This window comes from Streptomyces sp. NPDC050759, from assembly GCF_044456945.1.
Taxonomy (GTDB): domain Bacteria; phylum Actinomycetota; class Actinomycetes; order Streptomycetales; family Streptomycetaceae; genus Streptomyces.
Genome location: NZ_JBITGI010000004.1, coordinates 625,786 through 647,272 on the forward strand (window position 1 = coordinate 625,786; position 21,487 = coordinate 647,272).

At 71.3% G+C, this 21,487-nt stretch carries 17 protein-coding genes and 1 tRNA gene; 9 read left to right on the forward strand and 9 right to left on the reverse strand.

Translation table 11 applies throughout. The annotated features are described in order from the left end of the window. Window positions 1-423: 423 nt before the first annotated feature. Genes ACIBJB_RS16420 through ACIBJB_RS16435 form a run of 4 tightly spaced genes read right to left on the reverse strand, consistent with a single transcriptional unit; the run spans window position 424 to window position 5,450 of the window. On the reverse strand, window positions 424-1,680 hold the full coding sequence (locus ACIBJB_RS16420; RefSeq protein WP_398930924.1) for an MDR family MFS transporter: 1,257 nt from the start codon (window positions 1,678-1,680) through the stop codon (window positions 424-426). 7 nt (window positions 1,681-1,687) lie between these two features. Beyond that, entirely contained in the window at window positions 1,688-3,424 is a 1,737-nt protein-coding gene (locus ACIBJB_RS16425) for an ABC transporter permease subunit (RefSeq protein ID WP_398930927.1), read from the reverse strand. A gap of 3 nt (window positions 3,425-3,427) precedes the next feature. Further along, window positions 3,428-4,906 (reverse strand): ABC transporter substrate-binding protein, encoded by a 1,479-nt coding sequence (locus ACIBJB_RS16430; protein WP_398930929.1) that lies wholly within the window; start codon window positions 4,904-4,906, stop codon window positions 3,428-3,430. Window positions 4,907-4,913: 7 nt separating this feature from the next. Continuing rightward, window positions 4,914-5,450, reverse strand: coding sequence for a GNAT family N-acetyltransferase (locus tag ACIBJB_RS16435; protein ID WP_398930932.1), 537 nt, complete (start codon window positions 5,448-5,450; stop codon window positions 4,914-4,916). Between the two features lie 117 nt (window positions 5,451-5,567). On the opposite strand from ACIBJB_RS16435, the gene ACIBJB_RS16440 reads away from it, so the two are divergent. The 3 genes from ACIBJB_RS16440 to ACIBJB_RS16450 all read left to right on the forward strand — a co-directional run bounded on the left by ACIBJB_RS16440 (window position 5,568) and on the right by ACIBJB_RS16450 (window position 7,685). Further along, complete coding sequence (locus ACIBJB_RS16440) at window positions 5,568-6,524, forward strand: ATP-binding protein (protein ID WP_398930934.1); 957 nt, start codon at window positions 5,568-5,570, stop codon at window positions 6,522-6,524. 37 nt (window positions 6,525-6,561) lie between these two features. Continuing rightward, a complete protein-coding gene (locus tag ACIBJB_RS16445; RefSeq protein WP_398930936.1) occupies window positions 6,562-6,954 on the forward strand; it encodes an SCO5389 family protein in 393 nt (130 codons plus the stop codon). An 89-nt stretch (window positions 6,955-7,043) separates the two neighbouring features. Further along, complete coding sequence (locus tag ACIBJB_RS16450; protein WP_398930938.1) at window positions 7,044-7,685, forward strand: DUF6461 domain-containing protein; 642 nt, start codon at window positions 7,044-7,046, stop codon at window positions 7,683-7,685. Between the two features lie 89 nt (window positions 7,686-7,774). Here ACIBJB_RS16450 and fusA read toward each other — a convergent pair whose 3' ends face one another. Together fusA and ACIBJB_RS16460 are read right to left on the reverse strand one after the other, a co-directional pair. Beyond that, a complete protein-coding gene (gene fusA / locus ACIBJB_RS16455; protein ID WP_398930940.1) occupies window positions 7,775-9,814 on the reverse strand; it encodes an elongation factor G in 2,040 nt (679 codons plus the stop codon). A 300-nt stretch (window positions 9,815-10,114) separates the two neighbouring features. Further along, the gene (locus ACIBJB_RS16460) at window positions 10,115-11,227 is read right to left on the reverse strand and encodes a serine hydrolase domain-containing protein (protein WP_398930943.1); all 1,113 of its coding nucleotides are present in this window, start codon (window positions 11,225-11,227) and stop codon (window positions 10,115-10,117) included. A gap of 186 nt (window positions 11,228-11,413) precedes the next feature. Here ACIBJB_RS16460 and ACIBJB_RS16465 point away from each other — a divergent pair, with 186 nt between their 5' ends. Further along, on the forward strand, window positions 11,414-12,685 hold the full coding sequence (locus tag ACIBJB_RS16465; protein ID WP_398930945.1) for a hypothetical protein: 1,272 nt from the start codon (window positions 11,414-11,416) through the stop codon (window positions 12,683-12,685). Next, window positions 12,682-13,011 (forward strand): hypothetical protein, encoded by a 330-nt coding sequence (locus tag ACIBJB_RS16470; protein WP_398930947.1) that lies wholly within the window; start codon window positions 12,682-12,684, stop codon window positions 13,009-13,011. The genes ACIBJB_RS16465 and ACIBJB_RS16470 overlap by 4 nt, the downstream gene beginning before the upstream one ends. Here the strand turns inward: ACIBJB_RS16470 and ACIBJB_RS16475 are convergent. Continuing rightward, window positions 12,959-15,415: an ATP-binding protein gene (locus ACIBJB_RS16475; RefSeq protein ID WP_398930949.1), complete on the reverse strand. Its 2,457-nt coding sequence runs from the start codon at window positions 15,413-15,415 to the stop codon at window positions 12,959-12,961. The genes ACIBJB_RS16470 and ACIBJB_RS16475 overlap by 53 nt on opposite strands. 206 nt (window positions 15,416-15,621) lie before the next feature. On the opposite strand from ACIBJB_RS16475, the gene ACIBJB_RS16480 reads away from it, so the two are divergent. From ACIBJB_RS16480 to ACIBJB_RS16490, 3 genes are all read left to right on the forward strand, one after another. After that, entirely contained in the window at window positions 15,622-18,699 is a 3,078-nt protein-coding gene (locus tag ACIBJB_RS16480) for a BTAD domain-containing putative transcriptional regulator (protein ID WP_398930951.1), read from the forward strand. Between the two features lie 83 nt (window positions 18,700-18,782). After that, the gene (locus ACIBJB_RS16485; RefSeq protein ID WP_398930953.1) at window positions 18,783-18,914 is read left to right on the forward strand and encodes a hypothetical protein; all 132 of its coding nucleotides are present in this window, start codon (window positions 18,783-18,785) and stop codon (window positions 18,912-18,914) included. Between the two features lie 82 nt (window positions 18,915-18,996). Continuing rightward, complete coding sequence (locus tag ACIBJB_RS16490) at window positions 18,997-19,413, forward strand: hypothetical protein (protein ID WP_398930955.1); 417 nt, start codon at window positions 18,997-18,999, stop codon at window positions 19,411-19,413. Between the two features lie 41 nt (window positions 19,414-19,454). On the opposite strand, the gene ACIBJB_RS16495 is transcribed toward ACIBJB_RS16490, so the two are convergent. Next, window positions 19,455-19,542 (reverse strand) — tRNA-Leu (locus tag ACIBJB_RS16495). A 181-nt stretch (window positions 19,543-19,723) separates the two neighbouring features. Between ACIBJB_RS16495 and ACIBJB_RS16500 the strand changes: the two genes are divergently transcribed. Continuing rightward, the gene (locus ACIBJB_RS16500) at window positions 19,724-20,152 is read left to right on the forward strand and encodes a PAS domain S-box protein (RefSeq protein WP_398930957.1); all 429 of its coding nucleotides are present in this window, start codon (window positions 19,724-19,726) and stop codon (window positions 20,150-20,152) included. Window positions 20,153-20,218: 66 nt separating this feature from the next. Here ACIBJB_RS16500 and frc read toward each other — a convergent pair whose 3' ends face one another. Continuing rightward, the gene (gene frc / locus ACIBJB_RS16505; protein ID WP_266392090.1) at window positions 20,219-21,475 is read right to left on the reverse strand and encodes a formyl-CoA transferase; all 1,257 of its coding nucleotides are present in this window, start codon (window positions 21,473-21,475) and stop codon (window positions 20,219-20,221) included. Window positions 21,476-21,487: the final 12 nt, after the last annotated feature.

The following is a 21,487-nucleotide window of genomic DNA, read 5'->3' on the forward strand; positions in this document are numbered from 1 at the left end:
GACAGAGCCGTCCGGCGGTTCGGAGCGGGGCAGGTTAGCCGTCCGGCGGTTCGAGGCGGGAGCACGTAAGCCGTCCGACGGATCGAGGCGGGAGCACGTGAGCCGTCCGACGGATCGAAGCCGGAGCACATGAGCCGTCCGACGGATCGAAGCCGGAGCACGTGAGCCGTCCCACGGGTTTCTGGCCGCAGCATGTGAGCCATCCGACAGGTCCCTCGCCCGGCCACTGAGCCCACCGAGCCCACCGAGCCCACCGACAGGACCCTCGCTCGGCCACTGAACCCAACAACAGGTCCCCGGACGCGACCTCAGCCCCCGGCGGGTTCCTCGCGGGGTCGGGTACGCCGTGCGTTCGGGGGTGGTGCGTTGGCGGGTCGGAGAAGTTCGGTAGGGGGCCGCAGGGCGACCACCTCCCCAGCGTCCTCAGGACCGGTGCCCGCGGGGCTGCCTCGGGCCGCCGGCTGGTTCCTCCCGCCGCGGCAACAGTCCGATCGCCGCGACCGGTACCAATGCCAGCACCAGCCACGGCACCGCGGCCGGCAGTCCGGCGTCCAGCAGTGAGCCGGTGACGGAGCTGCCGACCAGCACGATCAGTCCGGAGACCGAGGACAACGCCCCGGTGTAGAGACCGAGTCGGCCCTTCTCGGCGAGGTCCGGGACCCAGGCCCGGGCCACGGGTGCGACGAGCATCTGCCCGAAGGTGAGCAGGACGACGAACCCGGCCGAGGGCAACAAGCCCGCCGTACCGGTCCAGTCGGCGGGACGGGAGACGGCGACGACCGCGAACCCCGCGCCGATCAGCAGCAGTCCGGCCACCATGGACCGGCGCAACGACAGTCCGGAGCCGACCCAGCGAGTCACGGGGAGCTGGGCGGCCACCACCAGCAGCGAGGACAGCGCGAACAGCCAGGCCAGCGCGGACTGCGAACCGGTCGCGCGTTCCACCTCGTCGGGGAGGGCGACGTACAGCTGGTTGTAGGCGAGCAGGTAGGCACCGTAGGCGCAGCACAGCGCGAGAAAGCGGCGGTTGCGGACCAGCGCCCCCAACCCGCCTTTCAGCCGCACCCGTTGCCGCCCCGGAATGCGCTGCGGCAACATCCACGCATGCCCGGTGAGGACGAGCACGAAGACCCCGGCGCCCGCCAGACACACCGTCCGGAAGTCCACCGACAGCAACAGCGCGCCGAGCAACGGCCCCACGAACGCCCCGGCCTGCCCGGCGACGGTGAACAGCGCGAGTACGCGGGTGCGTCGACCGCCCGCTTCCTCGTGGAGGACGGCCTGGCGGGCGACCTCGGACTCCACCGCCGGCGAGAACAAGGCGGCCGCGAACCCGATGAGCAGGACGGCCCCGATGACCGCCCCGGTCCGCTCGGCGAACCCCAGCCAGGCGAACCCGGCGATCCGCAGCACACATCCGGCCAGGACGACCGGCCGGATCCCGTACCGATCGGCGAGCGCCCCGCCCACCACGAACAGCCCCTGCTGACTGAAGGTCCTCAGTCCCAGCACGAACCCGACCAGCCAGCCCGCCATGCCGACGGCCTGCCCCAGGTGTTCGGACAGGAAGGGCAGCACGGCGAAGAAGCCGACGTTGAAGGCGAGTTGGGTGAGGATCAGCAGCCGTAGCAGCGGGGAAAGCTGGACTGACTTCCGCAGATCGACTGGCATGGACGTCATCCGGCCTTCACCGACTCCCGGGTACGCGAGACGGCCACCGCACCCCGCCCCCCGAACTCACCGCCGCCGCGCCCAGCAGGGCCAGGGCGGCGGCGGGGGCGAGGACGGCCCAGGGGGCGCGTTCGGCGTAGGGCTGGTTCTCGGTGAGGAGCAGGCCCCACTCCGGGGAGGGCGGCTGGGTGCCCAGGCCGAGGAAGCCGAGGGAGGCGAGGGCCAGGGCGACACCGGGCAGGCGCAGCAGGGCGTGTCGGGTGACGGGCGGCAGGATCGCGGGCAGCACTTCGTGGCGCAGGAGGTACCAGCGGCTCGCGCCCAGATCTCGGGTGGCCGTCAGATGCAGGGTGGCCTGTTCCTGCCGGAGCAGCGAGGAGGTGTGCGCGGCGAGCGCCGCCCAGGAGACGGTGGCCACGGCGATCGCGGGCGTGGCGGCGCCGCTCCCCGCGACGGCGGTCACGAGCAGCGCGGCGAGCACCGGCGGTACGGCGTTGACGGTGTCGACGAGCGGCCCGGACAGCCGGGGCAGCAGGCCGAGCAGGACGCCGACGACCAGGGCGGTGACGCTGACGGCGAGGGCGGTCAGCAGGGTGTCGAGGGCCCCGTGGCCGACCCGGGCGAGCAGGTCCCGGCCGAGCGAGTCGGTGCCGAACGGGTGGGTCCAGGAGGGACTTTGGAGCCGGGCTTCGGTGTCCAGGGCGAGCGGGTCGCGGAGCAGGCCGAGCGCGATGACGGCGATCAGGAGGCCGCCGTACACGAGGGGCAGGGTGCTGCGGGTGGACCGGCGCGGCCGGTGCAGGGAGCCCAGGGCGCCGTCGCGCAGGACACGGCCGGCCAGGAGGCGGACGGCGAGTGCCGCGAGGCCGGTGGCGGTGACCGCGAGGAGCAGGAGGGCGAGGGTGCCCGCCTGGAGTACGGGCAGGTCCTGTGCGAGGGCGGCCTGCAAGGTGGTCCGGCCGAGGCCCGGGATGTCGTAGATCTGCTCCACGGCGACGGAACCGGCGGTGAGGCCGACGACGAACAGGCCCAGGTTGGGCAGCAGGGCGGGGACGCAGCGGCGGACCGCCTTGGCGGCGATGGTGCGGCCCGGCAGTCCGCGGGCCTGCGCGGCCGGCGCCCATGGTTCGGCGAAGGCACCGGGCAGCAGGTCGTCGAGGAGGCGCCCGAGCACGGCCCCGGCGGGCAGGCCGAGGGCGAGGGCGGGCAGGACCGTCCACCGGGGGCCGTACCAGCCGAGGGCGGGCAGCCAGCCGAGTTGTACGCCGACGACGGTGGCGAGCACGGAGGCGGTGAGGAACTCGGGCAGCGCGGCGAGCATCGCCGAGGCCCCGCCCCCGGTCCGTCGCCCGTCGAGGCGTCCGTGCGCGCCGAGCCACAGCGTGCGGGCGCACACCAGGGCGGCGGTGGCGGCGGCGATCACGAGCGCCACGGTGACCAGCAGCAGGGTCACCCCGAGTGCCTGGACGACGCTCGGGGTGACCTCCGTGCCGTTGAGCCAGGACCGCCCTGCGTCCCCGCGGGGCAGCCCGCCGAGCCATTGGCCGAGCAGGTGCAAGGGGCCCTTGTCCACGCCGAGTTGGGCCCGGATGTCGGCCAGTACCCGCGGTGTCGGGTCGCGGTCCGCCGAGCGGGCCTTGAGCACGGTGAGCGCCGGGTCGGTGCGGGACAGCCAGGGCAGCAGGCCGATCCCGCACACCAGGGCCGCCGCGAGCAGGACCCGCCACAGCAGGGTGGCCGTTCGGTGCCGCATGGATCAGCGTCGCGTTCCGGGGCCGACCAGGGTCCGCTCGTACGGGTCGAGGAGCACGCCCCGCACGCCGGCGGCGACGCCGACGATGATCCGCTGGTGGGCCAGCGGGACCACGGCGTCGGCGCCGAGGATCACCGCTTCGGCGCGCATGGCCGCGTCCTGCCGCTCCCCGGTGTCGGCCACGGCGTCGGCCTCGGCGACCGCCCGGTCGGCCTTCCTGTCGCACAGCCGGGCGAGGTTGTAGCCGCCGTCGCAGGTGTAGTCGCTCGCCAGGACGCCGACGGGGTCGCCGGTGTCGACGAGGCTGTTGCGGGCGCCGACGAACGCGTCGAACTTCCCGTCGAGCGCGTCGCTTTCGAGCCGTGAGTACTCGCGCACCTCCAGGGTGACCTTGAACCCGGCCTTCTGGAGCTGCTGTTGGAGGATCTGCGCGACCTCGGGGAGTTCGGGCCGGTTGTCGTAGGTGGCGAGGGTGACGGCGGTGCCGTTCGGCTTGGCGGCGCCCGCGCGTCCGGTGGGCGGTACGCGCTTGCCCTCGGCCCAGGTCACGGCCGGTCCGTAGATGCCGGCGCCGGGATCGGCGTACCCCTCGAAGACGCCCCTGACGACGGCGGAGCTGTCGACGGCCTCGCGGGCGGCGGCGCGCAGCTTCGGGTCCTTGAAGGGACCGGACCGGGTGTTGAGCTGCAGGCTCGTGGTGCGGGTGGTCGCGGTCCCCTCGAGGGTGGCCTGGTCGAGGGTGGCGGCCTGGGCGACGGGGATCGCCTCGGCGATGTCGACCTGACCGGTGCGCACGGCGTTGGCGCGGGCGGTGCCGTCGGCGATGAAGCGGGCGTCGATGCCGGCGGCCTGGGCGCGGCCGCCCCAGTAGTCGTCGAAGCGGTCGAGGGCGGCGGAGGTGGAGCCGTTGACCTTGGTGAGCTCGAAGGGCCCGGTCGCGGTGCCGACGGGATCGGCGCCGTCCTTGTAGGCCTTCGGGGAGAGCACGGCGAGGCTGGGACTGGACAGGCGCAGGGGCAGGACGGGGTCGGGGTTCGTGGTGGTGATCCGTACGGCGGTGCTCTGCGCCTTGACCGTGAGGGTGACGCCGGAGAGGGCGGCCGGGGCGGGCCTGGCCTCGGTGGCGTGGGTGAGGGCGGCGGCGACCGCGGCCGGGGTGACCTCGGAACCGTCCTGGAAGGTGGCCTCGCGCAGGGTGAACAGCCAGGTGCGGTCGTTCTCGCGGCGCCAGGACTCGGCGAGCGCGGGAGCGGCGGCGCCGTTGGCGTCCAGGGCGGTCAGGCCCTCGGTGACGCCGAGGCGGCTGAGGAGGGTCGCGTCGGCACCGTACGGAGAGAGGTTCTCGGCGGGCGGGAAGGCGAGGGCGACGCGGAGGCGGGAGCCGTTGCCCCCCTTGTCGGACGAATCGCCGCCGGAGGAGGCGAAGCAGGCGGTGAGGACGGGAGCGAGCAGCAGGGAGCCAAGGAGGTGACGGCGTCGCATGGTTGGCCTATCGCCCCATCGATATCTCGAAGTGGACGACGTTGCTCGCACCGCCCGTGGTCTCGCGTTCGTCGTGCACGACCTTGCCGATCGTGCGCCAGAAGGGTTCGGCGCCGGGGACCGCCGGGTCGGTGTGCAGATACACCGAGCGATAGCCGCCGTCGGCGGCCGCGAAGGCGAGCAGCCCGTCGACCAGGCGGCGGGCGAGGCCGCGCCTGCGGTGCTCGGGGCGGACGTACACGCGGCGCAGCTGGGCGGTCTCGCCGGAGGGGTAGCGCTCGGCCAGCTCGCGCGGGTTCGGCGGGTGGGCGGGGCCGCGGGAGTCGAGGGCGGCGGTGGCCACGACGGTCTGGTCCTCCGGCTCGAAGGCGACGAGGAGGGTGTGGCGGGCCGGGACGAGATAGGCGGCGGCCGGGTCGATGATGTCGCCGTGCCAGCGGGGCACGTAGCCGGTAGCGAAGTCGCGGTAGACGGTGTCGAGCATCACGGCTCGCGCACCGTCGAGGTCGTCCGGGCCCGCGGCCCTGATGCTGTAAGTGCGCACTTGCACATCATATGCATTAAGCCTTTCCGGCTTGATCGCGGGGCGATTTGACAGTGATCGAATGGACGCCATAGAACCTACCGACATGACATCCATTTTCAAAAAGATGGAGCGGTAGTGCGCATCGCGTTCGTCGGCAAGGGCGGCAGCGGCAAGACCACGCTGTCGGCGCTCTTCTCCCGCCATCTGGCCCGTTCCGGCGCACCGGTGCTGGCCGTGGACGGTGACATCAACCAGCATCTCGCCGAGGCGCTGGGCCACGACGGCGACGACCTGGGTGCCCCTCCGCTGGGCGCGCACGTGGCCGACATCAAGGACTATCTGCGGGGCAGCAACCCGCGCATCGCCTCCCGCGAGGCGATGATCAAGACGACCCCGCCGGGCCGCGGCTCACGTCTGCTTCGGCTGCTCGGCGATGACGAACTGCACGCCAGACACGTCCGGCGGGTGGGTGACGTCCCGCTGATGGCGACGGGCGAGTTCGACGAGAGCGACCTGGGTGTGGCCTGCTACCACTCCAAGCTGGGCGGGGTGGAGCTGTACCTCAATCACCTGGTCGACGGCGCCGGCGAGTACGTCGTGGTCGACATGACGGCCGGCGCGGACGCGTTCGCCTCGGGCCTGTTCACCCGCTTCGACGTGACCTTCCTGGTGGCCGAACCCACCCGGAAGGGCGTCTCGGTCTACCGCCAGTACCGCGACTACGCACGGGAGTTCGGGATCCGGATCGCCGTGATCGGCAACAAGGTCACCGGCGAGGACGACCTGCTCTTCCTCAAGGAGCACGTGGGCGACGACCTGTTGACCCACCTGGTCCACTCGTCCTGGGTACGCGCCGCGGAACAGGGCCGCGCAGAAGGCGACTTGGATTCGCTGGAACCCCACAACCGGCACGCGCTGACGATTCTGCGCGAGGCCGTCGACTCCCAGCCCCGCGACTGGTCCCAGCTCCATCGCCACACGGTCGAGTTCCACCTGCGCAACGCCCGCTCCTGGGCGAACGAGGCGACCGGCCTCGATCTGGCGGCCCAGGTGGACCCGGACTTCGTACCGGGCCCGGCCTCCCTCATCTGACCCCCCACCGCACAGCAACAGACAGGAACCACAGCACATGTCTCTCAACGTCTCCCCGAAGCTCCTCGCCGAAGCCGAACAGGGCCACATCCGCGAGGAGGACTTCGTGGACACGGTCCGCACCTCCCTCCCCTACGCCTACGATCTGATCGCCTCCCTGGCCACCGAACTGCGCGACGGCACGGTGGAGTTCACCGACAACCAGACCCCTCCCCCGTCCGAGATTGAACGCGGCCAGCTCCTGCGCGCCCTCGCCAGCGACGCCATCCGCGGCAGCCTGGAACGCCACTTCGGCGTGGCCCTGGCCTTCCAGAACTGCCACCGGGTGGCGGCGTTCCGCCCGGAGTCGGTCACGGGTGAGACGTACGCCCGCTTCACGTCGGTACGGTCGCAGGTGCTGAACCAGTCGCCGGAGTTCCGGGACTGCTGAGCCCCCCGGTCGTCGGTCGTTCGGGCACAGCACTGCGTTCTCGCTGTGCCCGAACGGCCCCGCGTCGTGTACGGAAGGAAGGAACCGCAATGCCTGACGGCCTCGCGTGGATCGCCGATGCCTGGCGCGGCACGAGCCCGAGCGCCACCGACCTGTACGTCACCTGCGCCCGTGGCCTCAGCCCTCAGCAGCTGGCCGAACGCATGGCCGACCATGAACCTGTCGACATCGGGCCTGCCCTCACCGCCCAGGAAGCGCACCGCATGGTCGACCTCACGCAGATCTACTGCGTCGGCCGCATCGGCCAAAGCGGCGACTGGTCGTTCATCGTGGAGTGCGTGGGCAGTGAGGGCTGGGCCCTGGACCCTGCAACGTCCCGGGGCGCCGAGGTATTGATCTTCGACCCACAGCCGGACAATCCGCCCTCCTTTTTCAGGTACCTGGCCGACGGCGAGGTGCAGCTGCACTTCGAGTTGGGATTCGGGTACCACCCCGCCGGAGCCCAGCCCGACCTGCTGCGCCCGGCACTTGAGGCGGCCGGAGTCATTCCACCGGAGGACGACATGGACGACCTGCTGGGTGCAGACGAGGAGCTGGCACCTGTCGAAGAGAAGCGCCGGGTGTTGAGGGTCATCGGTGAGCACTTCGGGCTGTCGCTCCCACGGAAGGTGATCGAAAGCGGGCGGCTTCCTGCCGTGGTCACCCGCACCTCACCTCCGGCCTCCTGGTGACGACGAGGGTGAGTTCCGGTGGAGGGGTCGTAGGGCTGGAGTGCGGGCCGCCCTACGACCCTGCGGTCACGGGACTTCCGTCCCGGCCGTCACCGTGCCGTTGTCACCGCCGGCGCCGCCGCATACCCCGTCGGCCGGGCCGTGAAGGTGCCGCGGCCCTGGGTTCGGCTGCGCAACCTCGTCGCGTAGCCGAAGAGTTCGGCCAGCGGCACGGTCGCCGTGACGATCGCCGAGGCGCCGCGTGTGAGCGAGCCGGAGACCCGGCCGCGGCGTGCGGCGAGGTCGCCGAGCACTGCGCCGACGGCGTCCTCGGGGACGGTGACCGTGACCTCGACGACCGGTTCCAGGAGGACCATGGCGCAGGCGCGCAGGGCCTCTCGGAGGCCGAACCGGCCCGCCGTGCGGAAGGCCGTGTCCGAGGAGTCCTTCACATGGGTCGAACCGTCGGTGAGGGTGACGCGCAGCCCGGTCACCGGGTGCCCGCCAAGGGGGCCCTCGGCCAGCGCGTCCCGGCAGCCCGCCTCGACCGCGCGGACGTACTCCTGCGGGACCCGCCCGCCGACGACGGCCGAGCGGAACTCGAAACCCTCCGCCGACGGCTCCACGTCAAGCACGACATGCGCGAACTGCCCGGCCCCGCCGTCCTGTTTGACGTGCCGGAAGACAAGGCCGGACACGCCTCGTCCAACCGTCTCGCGGTAACTCACCCTCGGGCGGCCGACATTGAGCGTCAGGCCGTGCTCGCGCCGCACCTTCTCCACAGCGACCTCCAGATGCAGTTCACCCATGCCCGAGAGCAGGGTCTGACCGGTCTCGGCGTCCGTGCGGACGACGAGCGACGGGTCCTCATCGGCCAGTCGGGCGAGCGCCGAGGCCAACCGGTCGGTGTCGACGGACCGCTCCGCCTCGACCGCCACCGACACGACCGGCTCCGCCACGCCGGGCGGTTCGAGCACGAGCGGGGCGTCCGGCGCGCACAGGGTCGAGCCGGCGCGGGCCGACTTCAGCCCGACGACGGCGACGATGTCGCCGGCGACCGCCCGTTCCAACGGGGCGTGCCGGTCGGCCTGTACGCGCAGGATCCGCCCGATGCGCTCGCTGCGCCGCGCACGCGCGTCCCACACGGTGGCTCCCTTCTCGATCGTTCCCGAGTACACGCGTACGTACGTCAGCCGTCCCGTCGGGGTGGCGTTCACCTTGAACGCCAGCGCCACGAAGGGCGCCGCCGGGTCGCAGGGCCGCTCCTCGCCGTGCTCACCGCGTACGGCGGGTACGTCGAGCGGCGACGGCAGATACGCCACGACGGCGTCCAGCAGCGGTTCGACACCGCGGTTGCGGTAGGCCGAGCCGCACAGGACGACCACGCCGTCGCCGCTGTGGGTGAGGTCCCGCAGCGCGGCGGTGAGGGTACCGGCGGAGAGGGTCTCCCGGTCGCAGAACTCCTCCAGAGCGGCCGGGTGGCGTTCGGCGACCGCTTCCTCCAGGAGCCGCCGTCGCCGTAGGGCCTCCTCACGCAGACCGTCCGGGACGGGCCCCTCGTCGACGGCGGTGGTGTCGTCCGCCCAGGTCAGTGCCCGCATCCTCAGCAGATCGACGACTCCGGTGAAGCCGTCCTCGCTGCCGATGGGCAACTGCACGACCAGCGGAGCCGGATGCAGCCGGCTCCGGATCGACTCGACGGCCGCGTCCAGGTCGGCGCCCGCGCGGTCCAGCTTGTTGACGAACGCGATCCTCGGCACACCGTGCCGGTCCGCCTGCCGCCACACCGACTCGCTCTGCGGCTCCACGCCCGCGACCGCGTCGAAGACGGCGACCGCGCCGTCCAGCACCCGGAGCGAGCGCTCCACCTCGTCGGCGAAGTCGACATGCCCCGGGGTGTCGATCAGGTTGAGGCGATGTCCGTCCCACGCGCAGCTCACGGCCGCCGCGAAGATGGTGATCCCGCGGTCCCGCTCCTGCGGGTCGAAGTCGGTGACGGTGGTGCCGTCGTGGACCTCGCCGCGCTTGTGCGTGGTTCCGGTGGCGAACAGGATCCGCTCGGTGACGGTGGTCTTGCCCGCGTCGACGTGGGCGAGGATGCCGAGGTTGCGGACGGCGGCGAGCGGGTTGGGGTTGGTGGTGGTGCGCACGGCCCATGGCCTTTCGCGTGGTGTGATGACAGGGCTGCGCGATGGCCCCTACGACGACATGGCGGCACGTCACATATGCGTGCTACGGCGGTACTTGACCGTTCAGAAAGTCGTCACGGGCGTCCGGTGCCGGCCGCGCGGCGGGCACCGGAGGGTCGGGGACACGAGGATCACGTCGTACGACGTCCGGGGAACGGCGACAGCTGTGCGCACGCACATGGCCGTACTCCCCTCACTCGTCTTCCCTGGTCATGGCGAGTGTAGGGAGCCGGCCGGTTCGGCGCACGGGGTTTTCCGCGATCAGCCGCGCAGCCCCTGGAGGCCGTCGTAGGCGGACATGACGAGGTCCAATCCCCGGGTGTCCTCGGCGGGTTCACGCATCTGGTTGGTCGCGTACGCCACCACCATGCGGGCGTCGGGGTCGATCATGACGAGGGAGCCGCCCCAGCCGCCCCAGCCGAAGGTGGCGCCGAAGAGGCCGTAACCCAGGCCGTAGCGCTGTGTCATGCCGATCACGCGGTCCTCGCCGCTGAACTGCTCCTCCCGGGCCCGCCCGGCGCCGGCGGCCGACAGCAGCCGTACGCCCCGGACCGTGCCTTCGCAGGCGAGCACGGACTGGACGAGCGCGATGGAGCGGGCGTTGCCGAACCCGCTGGCGGCGGGGATCTGGGCACGCCGCCACGCCACGCTGTTGCCGTCCCGGACGCGCAGGGCGGTCGCGGAGGAGGGTGTCGCGTCGGGGCCGGGGGTGGCGGCGCCCGCGGTGTAGTCGTCGTCCCGGCCGGGCGGGGGGATGGTGAGCGCGACCCGGTGATCGTGTTCGGCGGAGAGTCCGATGTGGAAGTCGGCGCCGAGCGGCCCCGTCACTTCCTGGGCGAGGAACTCACCCACGGTGCGGCCGGTGATCCGGCGCAGGACCTCCCCCACCAGGAATCCCTGGGTGAGCGAGTGGTAGCCGGCCGCGGTGCCGGGCTCCCAGAGCAGCGACTGGGCGGCGAGCCGTGCGGTGGCGGCCGGCCAGTCGTAGAGCTCCTTGACCGGGCCCTCCCAGTGGGGCAGTCCCGCGGTGTGCGAGAGCAGATGCCGTACCAGCACCTTCTCCTTGCCGGCCGCGGCGAACTCCGGCCAGTACCGGGCGACCGGGGCGTCCACGTCGAGTTCGCCGCGGTCGGCGAGGATCAGGGCGCACAGTGCCGTCATCGTCTTGGTCGTGGAGAAGACGTTGGTGATCGTGTCCTGCTCCCAGGGGGCCGTCCGGTCGGCGTCGGCGAAGCCGCCCCAGACGTCCACCACCGGTTCACCGCCCACGAAGACGGCCACGGATCCGCCGACATCCCCCTCGTCCAGCAGCGCTGCCAGCTTGTTGGGGACGGCGGAGAACAGATCGTCGTACGTGCCCTGGATGTCGGCCATGCCGTGTATTGAGCGCCCGGCGGACGAGCCGGGTCAACCGGATTTCGCCGTCGTCCCGCCCCGGACGGACCCTCACCAGGGCTGCAAGGTTTCTTCAAGGCGATGGCAAGGCTTCCGACGCGGTGCGGGGGCACCCCCGCACCGAAACGATCCGCGATCCGCGATCACTCGACAACGGGGGCACCGATGAGGCACGGCACCGAGAACACACCGAGAACCGCCGCGGTCGCCGCGGTCGCCGCGGGGGACGACAGGGGCCAGTGGCTGACGCTGCCCGGCTGCAAGCGTGTCCTGGTCGTGGTCCACACCGAGGTGTACGGCCGGCGGTTGGGGGACCTGCTGCCTCTGCTCACCGCCGACCTGCGCCTGCAGGTGTACTTCACCATCGCGCCGCACGCGTTCAACGCGGGTGCCGCCCGTGCCGTCCCCGGACCCCTGCCCGACGGCAGCGTGCTGCCCTGGGAGCAGGCGCTCCGCATGCGGTTCGACCTGGTGCTGGCCGCGGGTTCCCAAGGGGTGCACGGGTTGCGCGGCCCGCTGTTGCGGCTGCCGCACGGGGCGGGCCACATGAAGCTGTCGCGGCTCGCCGACGGCCGCGATCCGGGAGCGGCACGTACCGTGGGCGGGCTGGGCAGGCGCTATCTCGTGCGTGACGGGCGAGTGGTCCCCCGGGCGCTGGCGCTGGCCCACCACGACGACCTGGCCAGGCTGCGTCGCATCTGCCCGGAGGCACTGCCCGTCGCCGAGGTGGTCGGCGACGCGACGTACGACCGGATCGTCACGAGTCTGCCGCTGCGCCCTCGGTACCGGGCCGCGTTGGGTGTGCGGCGCGGACAGAAGCTGGTGGTGGTCTCCTCCACCTGGGGCACCGGGTCGGCCTTCAACCGGCTCGACGCCCTGTTGCCCAGGCTGCTCACCGAACTCCCGGCGGCGGAGTACCGGATCGCCGTCCTGGTACACCCCAACGTCTGGTCCTGGCACGGCATCTGGCAGGTGCGGTCCTGGCTGGCGACGGCCGAACGGCGGGGCATCGCCGTCGTACCGCCCGACACGGACTGGCGTTCCTTGATCATCGCCGCGGACTGGGTTCTGGGCGATCACGGATCCGTGACGCTCTACTCGACCCTGACCCAGGCGGCGGTCCTGCTCGCGCGGTTTCCCGCGGACGACGTCGACCCGGCCTCGCCCGGTGCCGAACTGGCCGTATTGGCACCGGCGTTGACTCCGTCCGACGCGCTGCCCGAACAGCTCGCTTACGCTCGTGCCGCTCGTCCGGCCACGGGGTACGACCGGATCGCGCGCCGCATCTCCTCGGAGCCCGGACGCGCGGGGCGCAACACCCGTCGGCTCATGTACCGGCTGCTCGGACTGGGCGAGCCGGCCCGCGAGCCGTCGCTGCCCGTGGTCCCGCTCCCGGCGGCACTGTGGGACACGGGCCGGAACCAGGTGCCGGCGTGAACGACCTGCTCGCCGTCTCCCTGGACGGTGGTGTGGCCGAGGTGTGGCGCGAGTGCGCCGACGTGCTGTACGGCACCCGGCCCCTGCCCGTCGCGGCGGCGCTGCGGCTGTCCGTGCTGGCGCTGTGCCGCTATCCGGGCGCCGTCCTGGTGCTGGTCCCCCGGCTTGGCGGCGGGTTCCTCGCGCTGGCCCGAGACGCCCCCGGGCAGGCGGCGATGCCCGCGGGGTCGGAGCCCGGCCAGGCGGCGACGCCCGCTGGGCCGGAGCCCGGGCTCAGCCAAGGGCACGCAGGCGCCTCTCCAGCCGGTCCCGGTCCCTGTCGCTGACCGGCAGGTAGCGGGCCAGGGACTGGGCGTACCAGTCCCTGGCCCGCTCGACGTCACCCCGCTCCTCGGCCGCCTCGCCCAGCATCTCCAGCACATGCCCCTGCCAGTGCACCGAGCCGGTGTCCTCGAACTCGGCGAGGGCCCGCAGGAGCGTGCGGTCGGCGGCCTCGTGCCGGGTGCCGTCGCGGCGGGCCAGCGCCCGGCCGAGCAGAGCCAAGGCCCGGGCGGCGTCGTAGGGATCGCTCAGCTCCGTCAACTCGGTGCGGGCGCGCTCGAGTTGTCGTACGGCTTCGTCGGGCCGGCCGGCCGCCAGGGCCGTGTCGCCGAGGCTGAGCCGGGTCAGGGCGGCGCCCCGCCGGTAGCCGATCTCCTCCCGCAGGGCCAGGGCCCGGGTGAAGTGGGTGCCCGCCTCGGCCAGCCGCCCGGCGAGGCGGTAGGTCTGACCCAGGCCGTGGAGCGCCTGGGCCTCATTGCGGCGGGCCGCCTTCAGCGTCTCCCCCTCGGAGTGGTGGGCCACCTCACGGGCCAGCTCCCGTGCCTGCCGGAACCATGACAGGGCCTCCTCGAGACGGCCCACGTTGCGCAGGCCGGTGCCGCCCGAGGTCAGCATGCGGCTGATGCCGTCCCGGTCACCCGCGCGACGGGCCGCCGCGAGGCCGATCTCGTGCGCCTCGATCCAGAGCTCATAGGGGCGCAGACGCAGACACAGCGGCCACATCGCGTCGGCGAGTTGCCAGGCGGAGGCATGCCAGCCGCGGTCCGCGGCGGTGCGCAGGACGGCCATCAGGTGATCGCGTTCCGCGTCGAGCCAGCGCAGCGCACCGGGGGCTTCGGTGAACGGCGGGGGAACCGGCCGACCGGCGTAATCACGGCTCAGGGTGCGGTGGCTGGGGGTCAGCAGGGTCTCGGCGGCCGTGGCGGCCGACAGATAGAAGTCGACGACCCTGCGCAGGGCACCGCAGACGTCCCTCTCTGTCTCGGCCTCATCCGCGCACTCCCGGGCGTGCGCCCGAAGCAGGTCATGGAAACGGTAACGGTCGAGCCCGGTCCGTGGATCCGGTCCGAGGTCCTCCACCAGGTTCGCCTCCGCGAGTTCGTCCAGAAGACGGTCTGCTGCGTCGGGCCCCGTGCCACAGACGGCTGCCGCGACAGGAGGCGTGAACACGGTGAACGGCAGGAGGCTCAAGCGGCGGTAGGCGGCGGCCGGCTCCGGAGCGAGAACCCGGTACGACTCCTGGAGGGCGGCGCGCACGGCGGACTCACGTCCCACTCGGAGCGCGTCCAGCGGGCCGGTGCCCTCTGCGTCGCTCAGCGCCCTCGCCATCGCCGCCAGTGACTGACGTGGCCGAGCCGCCAGGCGGGCGCCCGCCACGCACACGGCGAGCGGCAGGTTCGCACAGGCACGCGCCATGGCCCGCGCGGCCTCGGGTTCCCGGCGTACCCGCTCCGCGCCGAGTCTGCGGCTGAGCAGTTCCACGGCGTCCCGGGTCGCCAGAACGCTCAGGGGGACGAAGGCGGCGCCCTCCAGTCCGAGGCCGGTCAGCCGGTTCCGGCTGGTCACCGCGGTGACGGCGGCGACCGAACCGGGCAACAGGGGACGCACCTGGGCGGCGCTGAGGGCGTTGTCGAGGAGGAGGGCGATCCGGGCGTCGGCGGTGACCGAACGCCACAGCGCGGCCCGTTCGTTCAGCTCCGCGGGTACCTCCGTGCGACCGAGGGAGCGCAGGAGATGCCCGAGCAGTTCGCCGGGGCGGGCGGGGCCGTCGGGCGAGTGGCCACGCAGGTCGGCGTACAACTGTCCGTCGGGGAAGGAGTCGGCCCGCGCCAGCAGCCAGCGTCTGGCCAGGGTGGTCTTCCCGACGCCCGCGGGCCCGCTGACGACGGCGACCACGGGGCTGTCGCGTGCGGTGCCGACCAGACGGTCCAGTCGAGCCAGTTCGTCCTGCCGGTTGGTGAAGTGGCCGGGCACCGGAGGGAGTTGTCGTGGCAACACATCAGCTGCTGCGGCCGGTGGGCGGGGCGCCGGATGGAAGTGCACCCCGCCGGTGATGTCGCGCGCCTGGACCACCGGGCCGCTCACCGTGGCCGACGCGCCGACGGTGTTGGCCACATCGTCGTGCCGGTCGACGCTTCCGGCACCCAGAGCAGCCTCGACCCAGCCGGCCAAAGCGTCGGTGAAGCCGGGCCGAAGGCCCGCCTGTCGCACCAGCAGGTCCGCCAACTCCCGCACCTGCGCTCCGGCCCGGGGGCCCGAGGCGTACTGGCCGATCCGGTGCAGCACCGGGTCGGCGAGCGCGGGCGGTAACCCTTCCTCCACGAGCCGGACGAGCGCCCGCCGCACCTCGGGGCGGCGAAGAGCCACCGCCAGAGCGGCCGGCAATTCCGCGGCCGTCACCTCGTCCATGCGCGACTTTCCCCCTCGGTCCGGCACCGGTGACCCGCGTCCTACCCGTGACGTCCTTGAACCAGACCGATCAAGTCCAGTTAGCGGCCTGATCAGAAGGAATTGGCCAATATTAAGTCCAACTAGAGTTCTTATTTGAACAGTTATTGACCGCATGCGACTCTTACTTTCACCGAGCACAGGCCGGCCGTTGGACGGAGGCACTGGTGGAGTGGGAGATTCGCGTACTCGGGCCGGTCCAACTGCGCGGAGCCGGACACGTCGACGCACTCGGCTCGGCCAAGGAACGCCTGCTCCTCGCAGCCCTCGCATACAACGTGGGCCGACCGGTCTCGCTCGACACCCTGGTCCACCGGCTGTGGGACGACGCCCCGCCCGGCCGGCCGGGCGCGAGCCTGCACGCCTACGTCGCCCGGATCCGTCGCCGCCTGCGCCTCATCGGCGCCGGTGAACGACTCGTCCAGCAGGCCCACACCTACACGCTCGAACTCGACGCCGACCGCGTGGACTGCCACCGCTTCCAGAGCCTGACCGCCCAGGCCCGCTCGCTGAGCGACGGCGGCAACGACACCGAGGCCCTCCGGCTCCTGGCCGAGGCGGAGGAGCTCTGGCGCGGAGAGCCCCTGGCAGGACTGCCCGGACAGTGGGCGGAGCACATCCGCGGCCTGCTCACGGAGCGACGGCTGCCGACACAGCTGATCCGCACCGCCGCCGAACTGCGCAACGGTCACTTCGCCGACCTCGTACCCGACCTCACCGCCCTCCTTGCGGAGCGCCCCACCGACGAGCTGGTCGCCGGCAGGCTCATGACCGCCTCCTACGGCTGCGGGCGCCAGGCGGACGCACTGCGCGTCTACGACTCCGTACGGCGCCGTCTGCGTGCGGACCTCGGCGCGGATCCCGGCGAGGAACTGGCCCGATTACAGAGGCTCATCCTCGACGGCGCCCCCGTCCAGGCCCTGCTCCCCCGCGCGGAATCCGCGGTGTCCGCCCCGCAGACACTGCCCAGCCATGGCGAACTGGTCGGCAGGGAAGGGGAGTTGGCCACCATTCTGCGCGACGCCACCGCGGGCTCGGCGGCGTCGGTGATCGCGCTCCAGAGCGTGTCGGGCATGGCCGGGGTGGGCAAGACCTTGATCGCGTTGCATGCCGCCAGGCGCCTGGCGCCGCACTTTCCGGACGGTGCCGTCCATCTCGACCTGGGCACTCACGCCTTCGAGTCGTCCCCGCTCACTCCCGAGGCCGCGCTCACCGCACTGATCCGCGCCTTCGGGGTCCCCGCGTCCGCTCTGCCCCACGACCAGGAGGGCCTCGTGGGACTGTGGCGCAGCCTGCTCGCCAACCGCCGCGCCGTCGTCGTCCTCGACGACGTCGCCGGCCCCGAACAGCTCCGCCCACTCCTGCCGGGTGCCTCACGGTCACTGATCATCGTGACCAGCCGCCGCAGGCTCACGGGCCTGCCCGGCATCCGCTCGATCCAGCTGGACGTGCTTCCGTCGCGGGACGCCATCGCCCTGTTCCGGACCGTGGCGGGAGAAGAGCGCACCCACCGGCACAACGAGGTGGCGGACATCGTCCGGCTGGCCGGCCATCTGCCCCTGGCCGTGGAGCTCGTCGCGGGCCGGCTGGCCTCCCGCCCCTCCTGGACGACGGCCCATCTCCTGCGCAGACTCACGCACGGACAGGGCCGGTTGAAGGAAATCCGCGACGGCACCCGAGGAGAGATCGGCCGGGTTTTCGACGTCTCGTACCGCACACTCAAGATCGAGGAACAAACAGTTTTCCGATTCCTGGGACTGCGGTTCGGAGCCGATATCGACGTGTACGGCGTGGCGGCCCTGGCCGGTCTTCCAGTGACCGCTGCGGAGGACGCCCTGGAAGGCCTTCTTGACGCGCATCTCATCAGGGAACCCGCGCCCGAACGTTTCGCCTTGCATGATCTCCTCGGCGAATACGCGCGCGCTCTCACCCTGTCCGAAGATCCGAAACCGGCACGCGACCGGGCGGTCGCCCGACTGATCGATTTCTATGTACAGGCATCCGATGCGGCGGACCGGATGATCTACCCACGGCGTCTGCGAATGGACCACCCCCTCACCTCCTCTCCGTATCAACTCCCTTCCTGGGAAGATCCCTTGACGGCTCGAAGGTGGCTCGCTGCGGAGTGCTCCGCGCTGCTGGCCGCCGAACGTCACTGCCGTGCGGGCGGGCGCGCGGAACCGGCCGCACTGCTCGCGAGCGCACTGGCCGCCTTCCTCGACGACGAGGGCCACTCCGCCGACGCCCAGCGCGTCCACGCCGGCGCGGTCGAGTACTGGCAGGGCACCGGGGCACGGCACCGAGCGGTCCACGCGTCGATCGACCTCGGCAACAGCCTGTCCCAGTGGGGCCGCTACGAGGAGGCTCACACCGCTCTGCGCCGGGCGCTCGTCGACGCCGGGGAACTCGGTGCGGCCGCAGCGGAGGCCGAGGCCCTGCACCGGCTCGGCGTACTGCACTGGAATCTCGGTCGGCTTTCCGAGGCGCTCGAATTCCAGCGGGAGACCCTGCGCAAACGGCTCTTGTCAGGCGATCCGTGGCAGTTGGGCCGCGCACGGAACAACCTCGGAATAACCAACCTGTATCTGGGGAATTTCGAGGAGTCCCGACAATATTTCGACACGGCGCTCACCGATTTCCAGAGCGCCGGCGACAGGCGTGAGTACGCGCATGTCCTCAATAATCTCTCCGACCTTTTTCTCCGCACGGGCGACCCACAGCGGGCACGCCATCTGCTCGAGAACGCCCTTGAAGTGCTCAGGGAAACGGGGGTCCCCTCGGAGCGGGCCATTACCCAGGTGAATCTGGCAAGCACGATGAAATCACCCGACGACCTGACCCTCATGCTGGACCTCTTCAACGACTCCCTCGCGACCTTTCGTAGGTCCAACGACCGTCGCAACGCCTCGGAGACCCTGCACGCCATGGGCAAGGCCCTGTACGCGGCAGGACGCTTCGGGGAGGCGACCACCCGCCAGCAGCACGCTCTTGACCTTGCCAGAAGCGTGGGTGCCGCCCACGAGGAGGGGCAGGCGCTCCACGCGCTGGGGCTCGCCGAACACCGGCTCGGCCGCCATGCCTCGGCCGTCGCACACCTCACCGAGGCCGTCGAGGTCGCCGACCGAGTGGGGGCGGCACACGAAGCGGCACGAGCGCGGGAAAGCCTGCTCTCGGTACAGGCCGCCTATCAGACGGAGGACTCACCGAACAGTCCTTCGCGGGAGAAAGCCTCGCGATTTGCGTGATCGACTGCGATGCATGTATTCACGTTCCTGCAAGGCAGGCAGAACAGCCTGCCTACTGACCAGTAAATGGAGCAGGAAGAAGAATGCCCCAAAGCAAGACCGTGAAGTTCGCCCTCCGCGGCGCGGCCGCAGTCCTCATCGGCTTCTCCGCCTTCGCGCTCGTCACGAATATCTGTATCCCTTCGAGCGCGACTGCCGCGGCCTCTCGCGCCTGAGCAAGTTCGGGTGCGGCGACGAAAGCGCTTGTCGTCGCCGCACCATCCCCTGCTCCACCTTTCCAGGACAAGGAGTGCGCCCATGGATCCCATCTCGGTGGCCCTGCTCGCAGCGTGGGCCGGAGGACTCGGCGGAGAGGCCGGGCGACAGGCATGGGACGGTCTGGTCACGCTGGTGCGACGCCCGTTCCGGCACGGCGGAACGGAGTCGGACACCGAAGAGGCACCCTCGGTGAGTTCGGGCGAGTCCGAACTGGTCGCCCTCGCGCGGACACCGGAGGACGGCGCACGAGCGCATGCGCTGAGTACCGCGCTGGCCGTCAGGGCGGCACTGGACGCCGACTTCCGCCGCGGCCTGGAGGACTGGTGGGAGCAGGCCCGGCGAACGGCCGACACGGGCGTGAGCAACCACATCAGCGGCGGGACGTTCCACGCGCCCGTCATTCAGGCGCGCGACATCTCCGGCGGCTCGTTCCAGGGCTCGCCGCCCGCGCCGTAGCCGGGCAACGCGAAAGACCCCACATCACGTGGGGTCTCTACTGGTGTCCGAGGGGGGACTTGAACCCCCACGCCCGATAAAGGGCACTAGCACCTCAAGCTAGCGCGTCTGCCATTCCGCCACCCGGACCAGGTGTCTGCCGCCTTGACGGAGGTGTTCCGCGCGGCGACATGGACAACAATACCAAGCTTTCACAGTGCCCTTCACCTGCGTTTCCGTCGTCCGGCGGTGACCTGGGAGCGTGTGACCGTATTCTGTATACGATTAGTCTGTATACTGTTGTCACCAATGACTCCGGCTCGGAGGCGACATGGCAGATCTGGATTCCGCGGTGGTGCTCGGCATGGCAGACCAGGCACCCGACGGCATAGTGATCATCGACAGTGAAGGGCTGATCCGCTACTGGAACCGGGGCGCGGAGCGCATCTTCGGGTTTCCGGCGGCCGACGTGGCCGGTCGGAGCCTGGACGTCATCATTCCCGAGAGGCACCGCAAGCGGCATCAGGACGGGTTCGAGGCGGCCATGGAGCGGGGGTACAGCAAGTACGGGGACGCGGATCTGCTGAACGTCCCGGCGCTGGCCGCGGATGGGCGCAAGCTGTCCATCGAGTTCAGCGTGGTGCTGCTGGCGGGGCCCGACGGCAGCTCCTACTGCGGCGCGGTCATCCGGGACGTGACCGCGCGACGCGAGCGGGAGCGGGAGCTGATGCGGCGCCGGGCCGAGAAGACGACGGTCTGAGCCCCGCCGGACAGCGCGGAAGCGGCCGTGGCCTCGGGGCCACGGCCGCTTCGCGTCGGCTGCGGGTCAGACGATGACCCCGCTCTCCTTCAGCCGGCCGATGGTCTCCTCGTCGTAGCCCAGTTCCACCAGGACCTCGGAGCTGTGCTCGCCCAGCAGCGGGGCGCCGACGACCTCCGGCTTGAAGGAGGAGAACTTCACCGGGCTGCCGACCGTCAGGTACGTGCCGCGGCCCTTCTGCTCGACCTCGACGACCGTGCCGCTGTTGCGCAGGTCCTCGTCGTAGGCGATCTCCTTCATGCTCATCACCGGGGCGCAGGGCACCTCCCACTCCCGCAGGATGTCCACCGCCTCGTACTTGGTCTTGTCCGCGAGCCACTTCTCGATCTCCTCGAAGATCTCGAAGATGTGCGACTGGCGGGCTCGCGCGGTGGCGTACTCCGGGTCCTCGGCCCACTCGGGGTGGCCGATCACCTCGGCGGTGCGCTTCCAGTTCTGCTCCTGGACCGTGAAGTAGATGTACGCGTTCGGGTCGGTCTCCCAGCCCTTGCACTTGAGGACCCAGCCGGGCTGGCCGCCGCCGCCCGCGTTGCCGCCGCGCGGCACCACGTCGGTGAACTCGCCGTTCGGGTACTGCGGGTACTCCTCCAGGTGGCCGACCCGCTCCAGGCGCTGTTGGTCGCGCAGTTTGACGCGGCAGAGGTTGAGCACGGCGTCCTGCATGGAGACGGAGACCTTCTGACCGCGGCCGGTCCTGCCGCGGTCGATGATCGCGGTGAGGATGCCGATCGCCAGGTGCATACCGGTGTTGGTGTCGCCGATGGCGGCGCCGGAGATGGTGGGAGGGCCGTCCCAGAAGCCGGTGGTGGAGGCGGCGCCGCCCGCGCACTGGGCGACGTTCTCGTAGACCTTGAGGTCGTTCCAGGACGACTGGTCGTTGAAGCCCTTCACCGAGCCGAAGATCAGCCGCGGGTTGAGCTCCTGGATGCGCTCCCAGGTGAAGCCCATGCGGTCCAGGGCGCCCGGGGCGAAGTTCTCCACCAGGACGTCGGCGTCCTTGATGAGCTTCTCCAGCACCTCCTTGCCCTCGGCGGTCTTGGTGTTGATGGCGAGGGAGCGCTTGTTGCTGTTGAGCATCGTGAAGTAGAGCGCGTCGAGGTCCTCGATGTCCCTGAGCTGACGGCGCGTCACATCACCGCCGTTGGGGCGCTCCACCTTCAGGACGTCGGCGCCGAACCAGGCGAGCATCTGTGTGCAGGCGGGACCGGCCTGGACCCCGGTGAAGTCGATCACCTTGATTCCGGCGAGCGGCTTTTCACTCATGTGAGCTTCCTT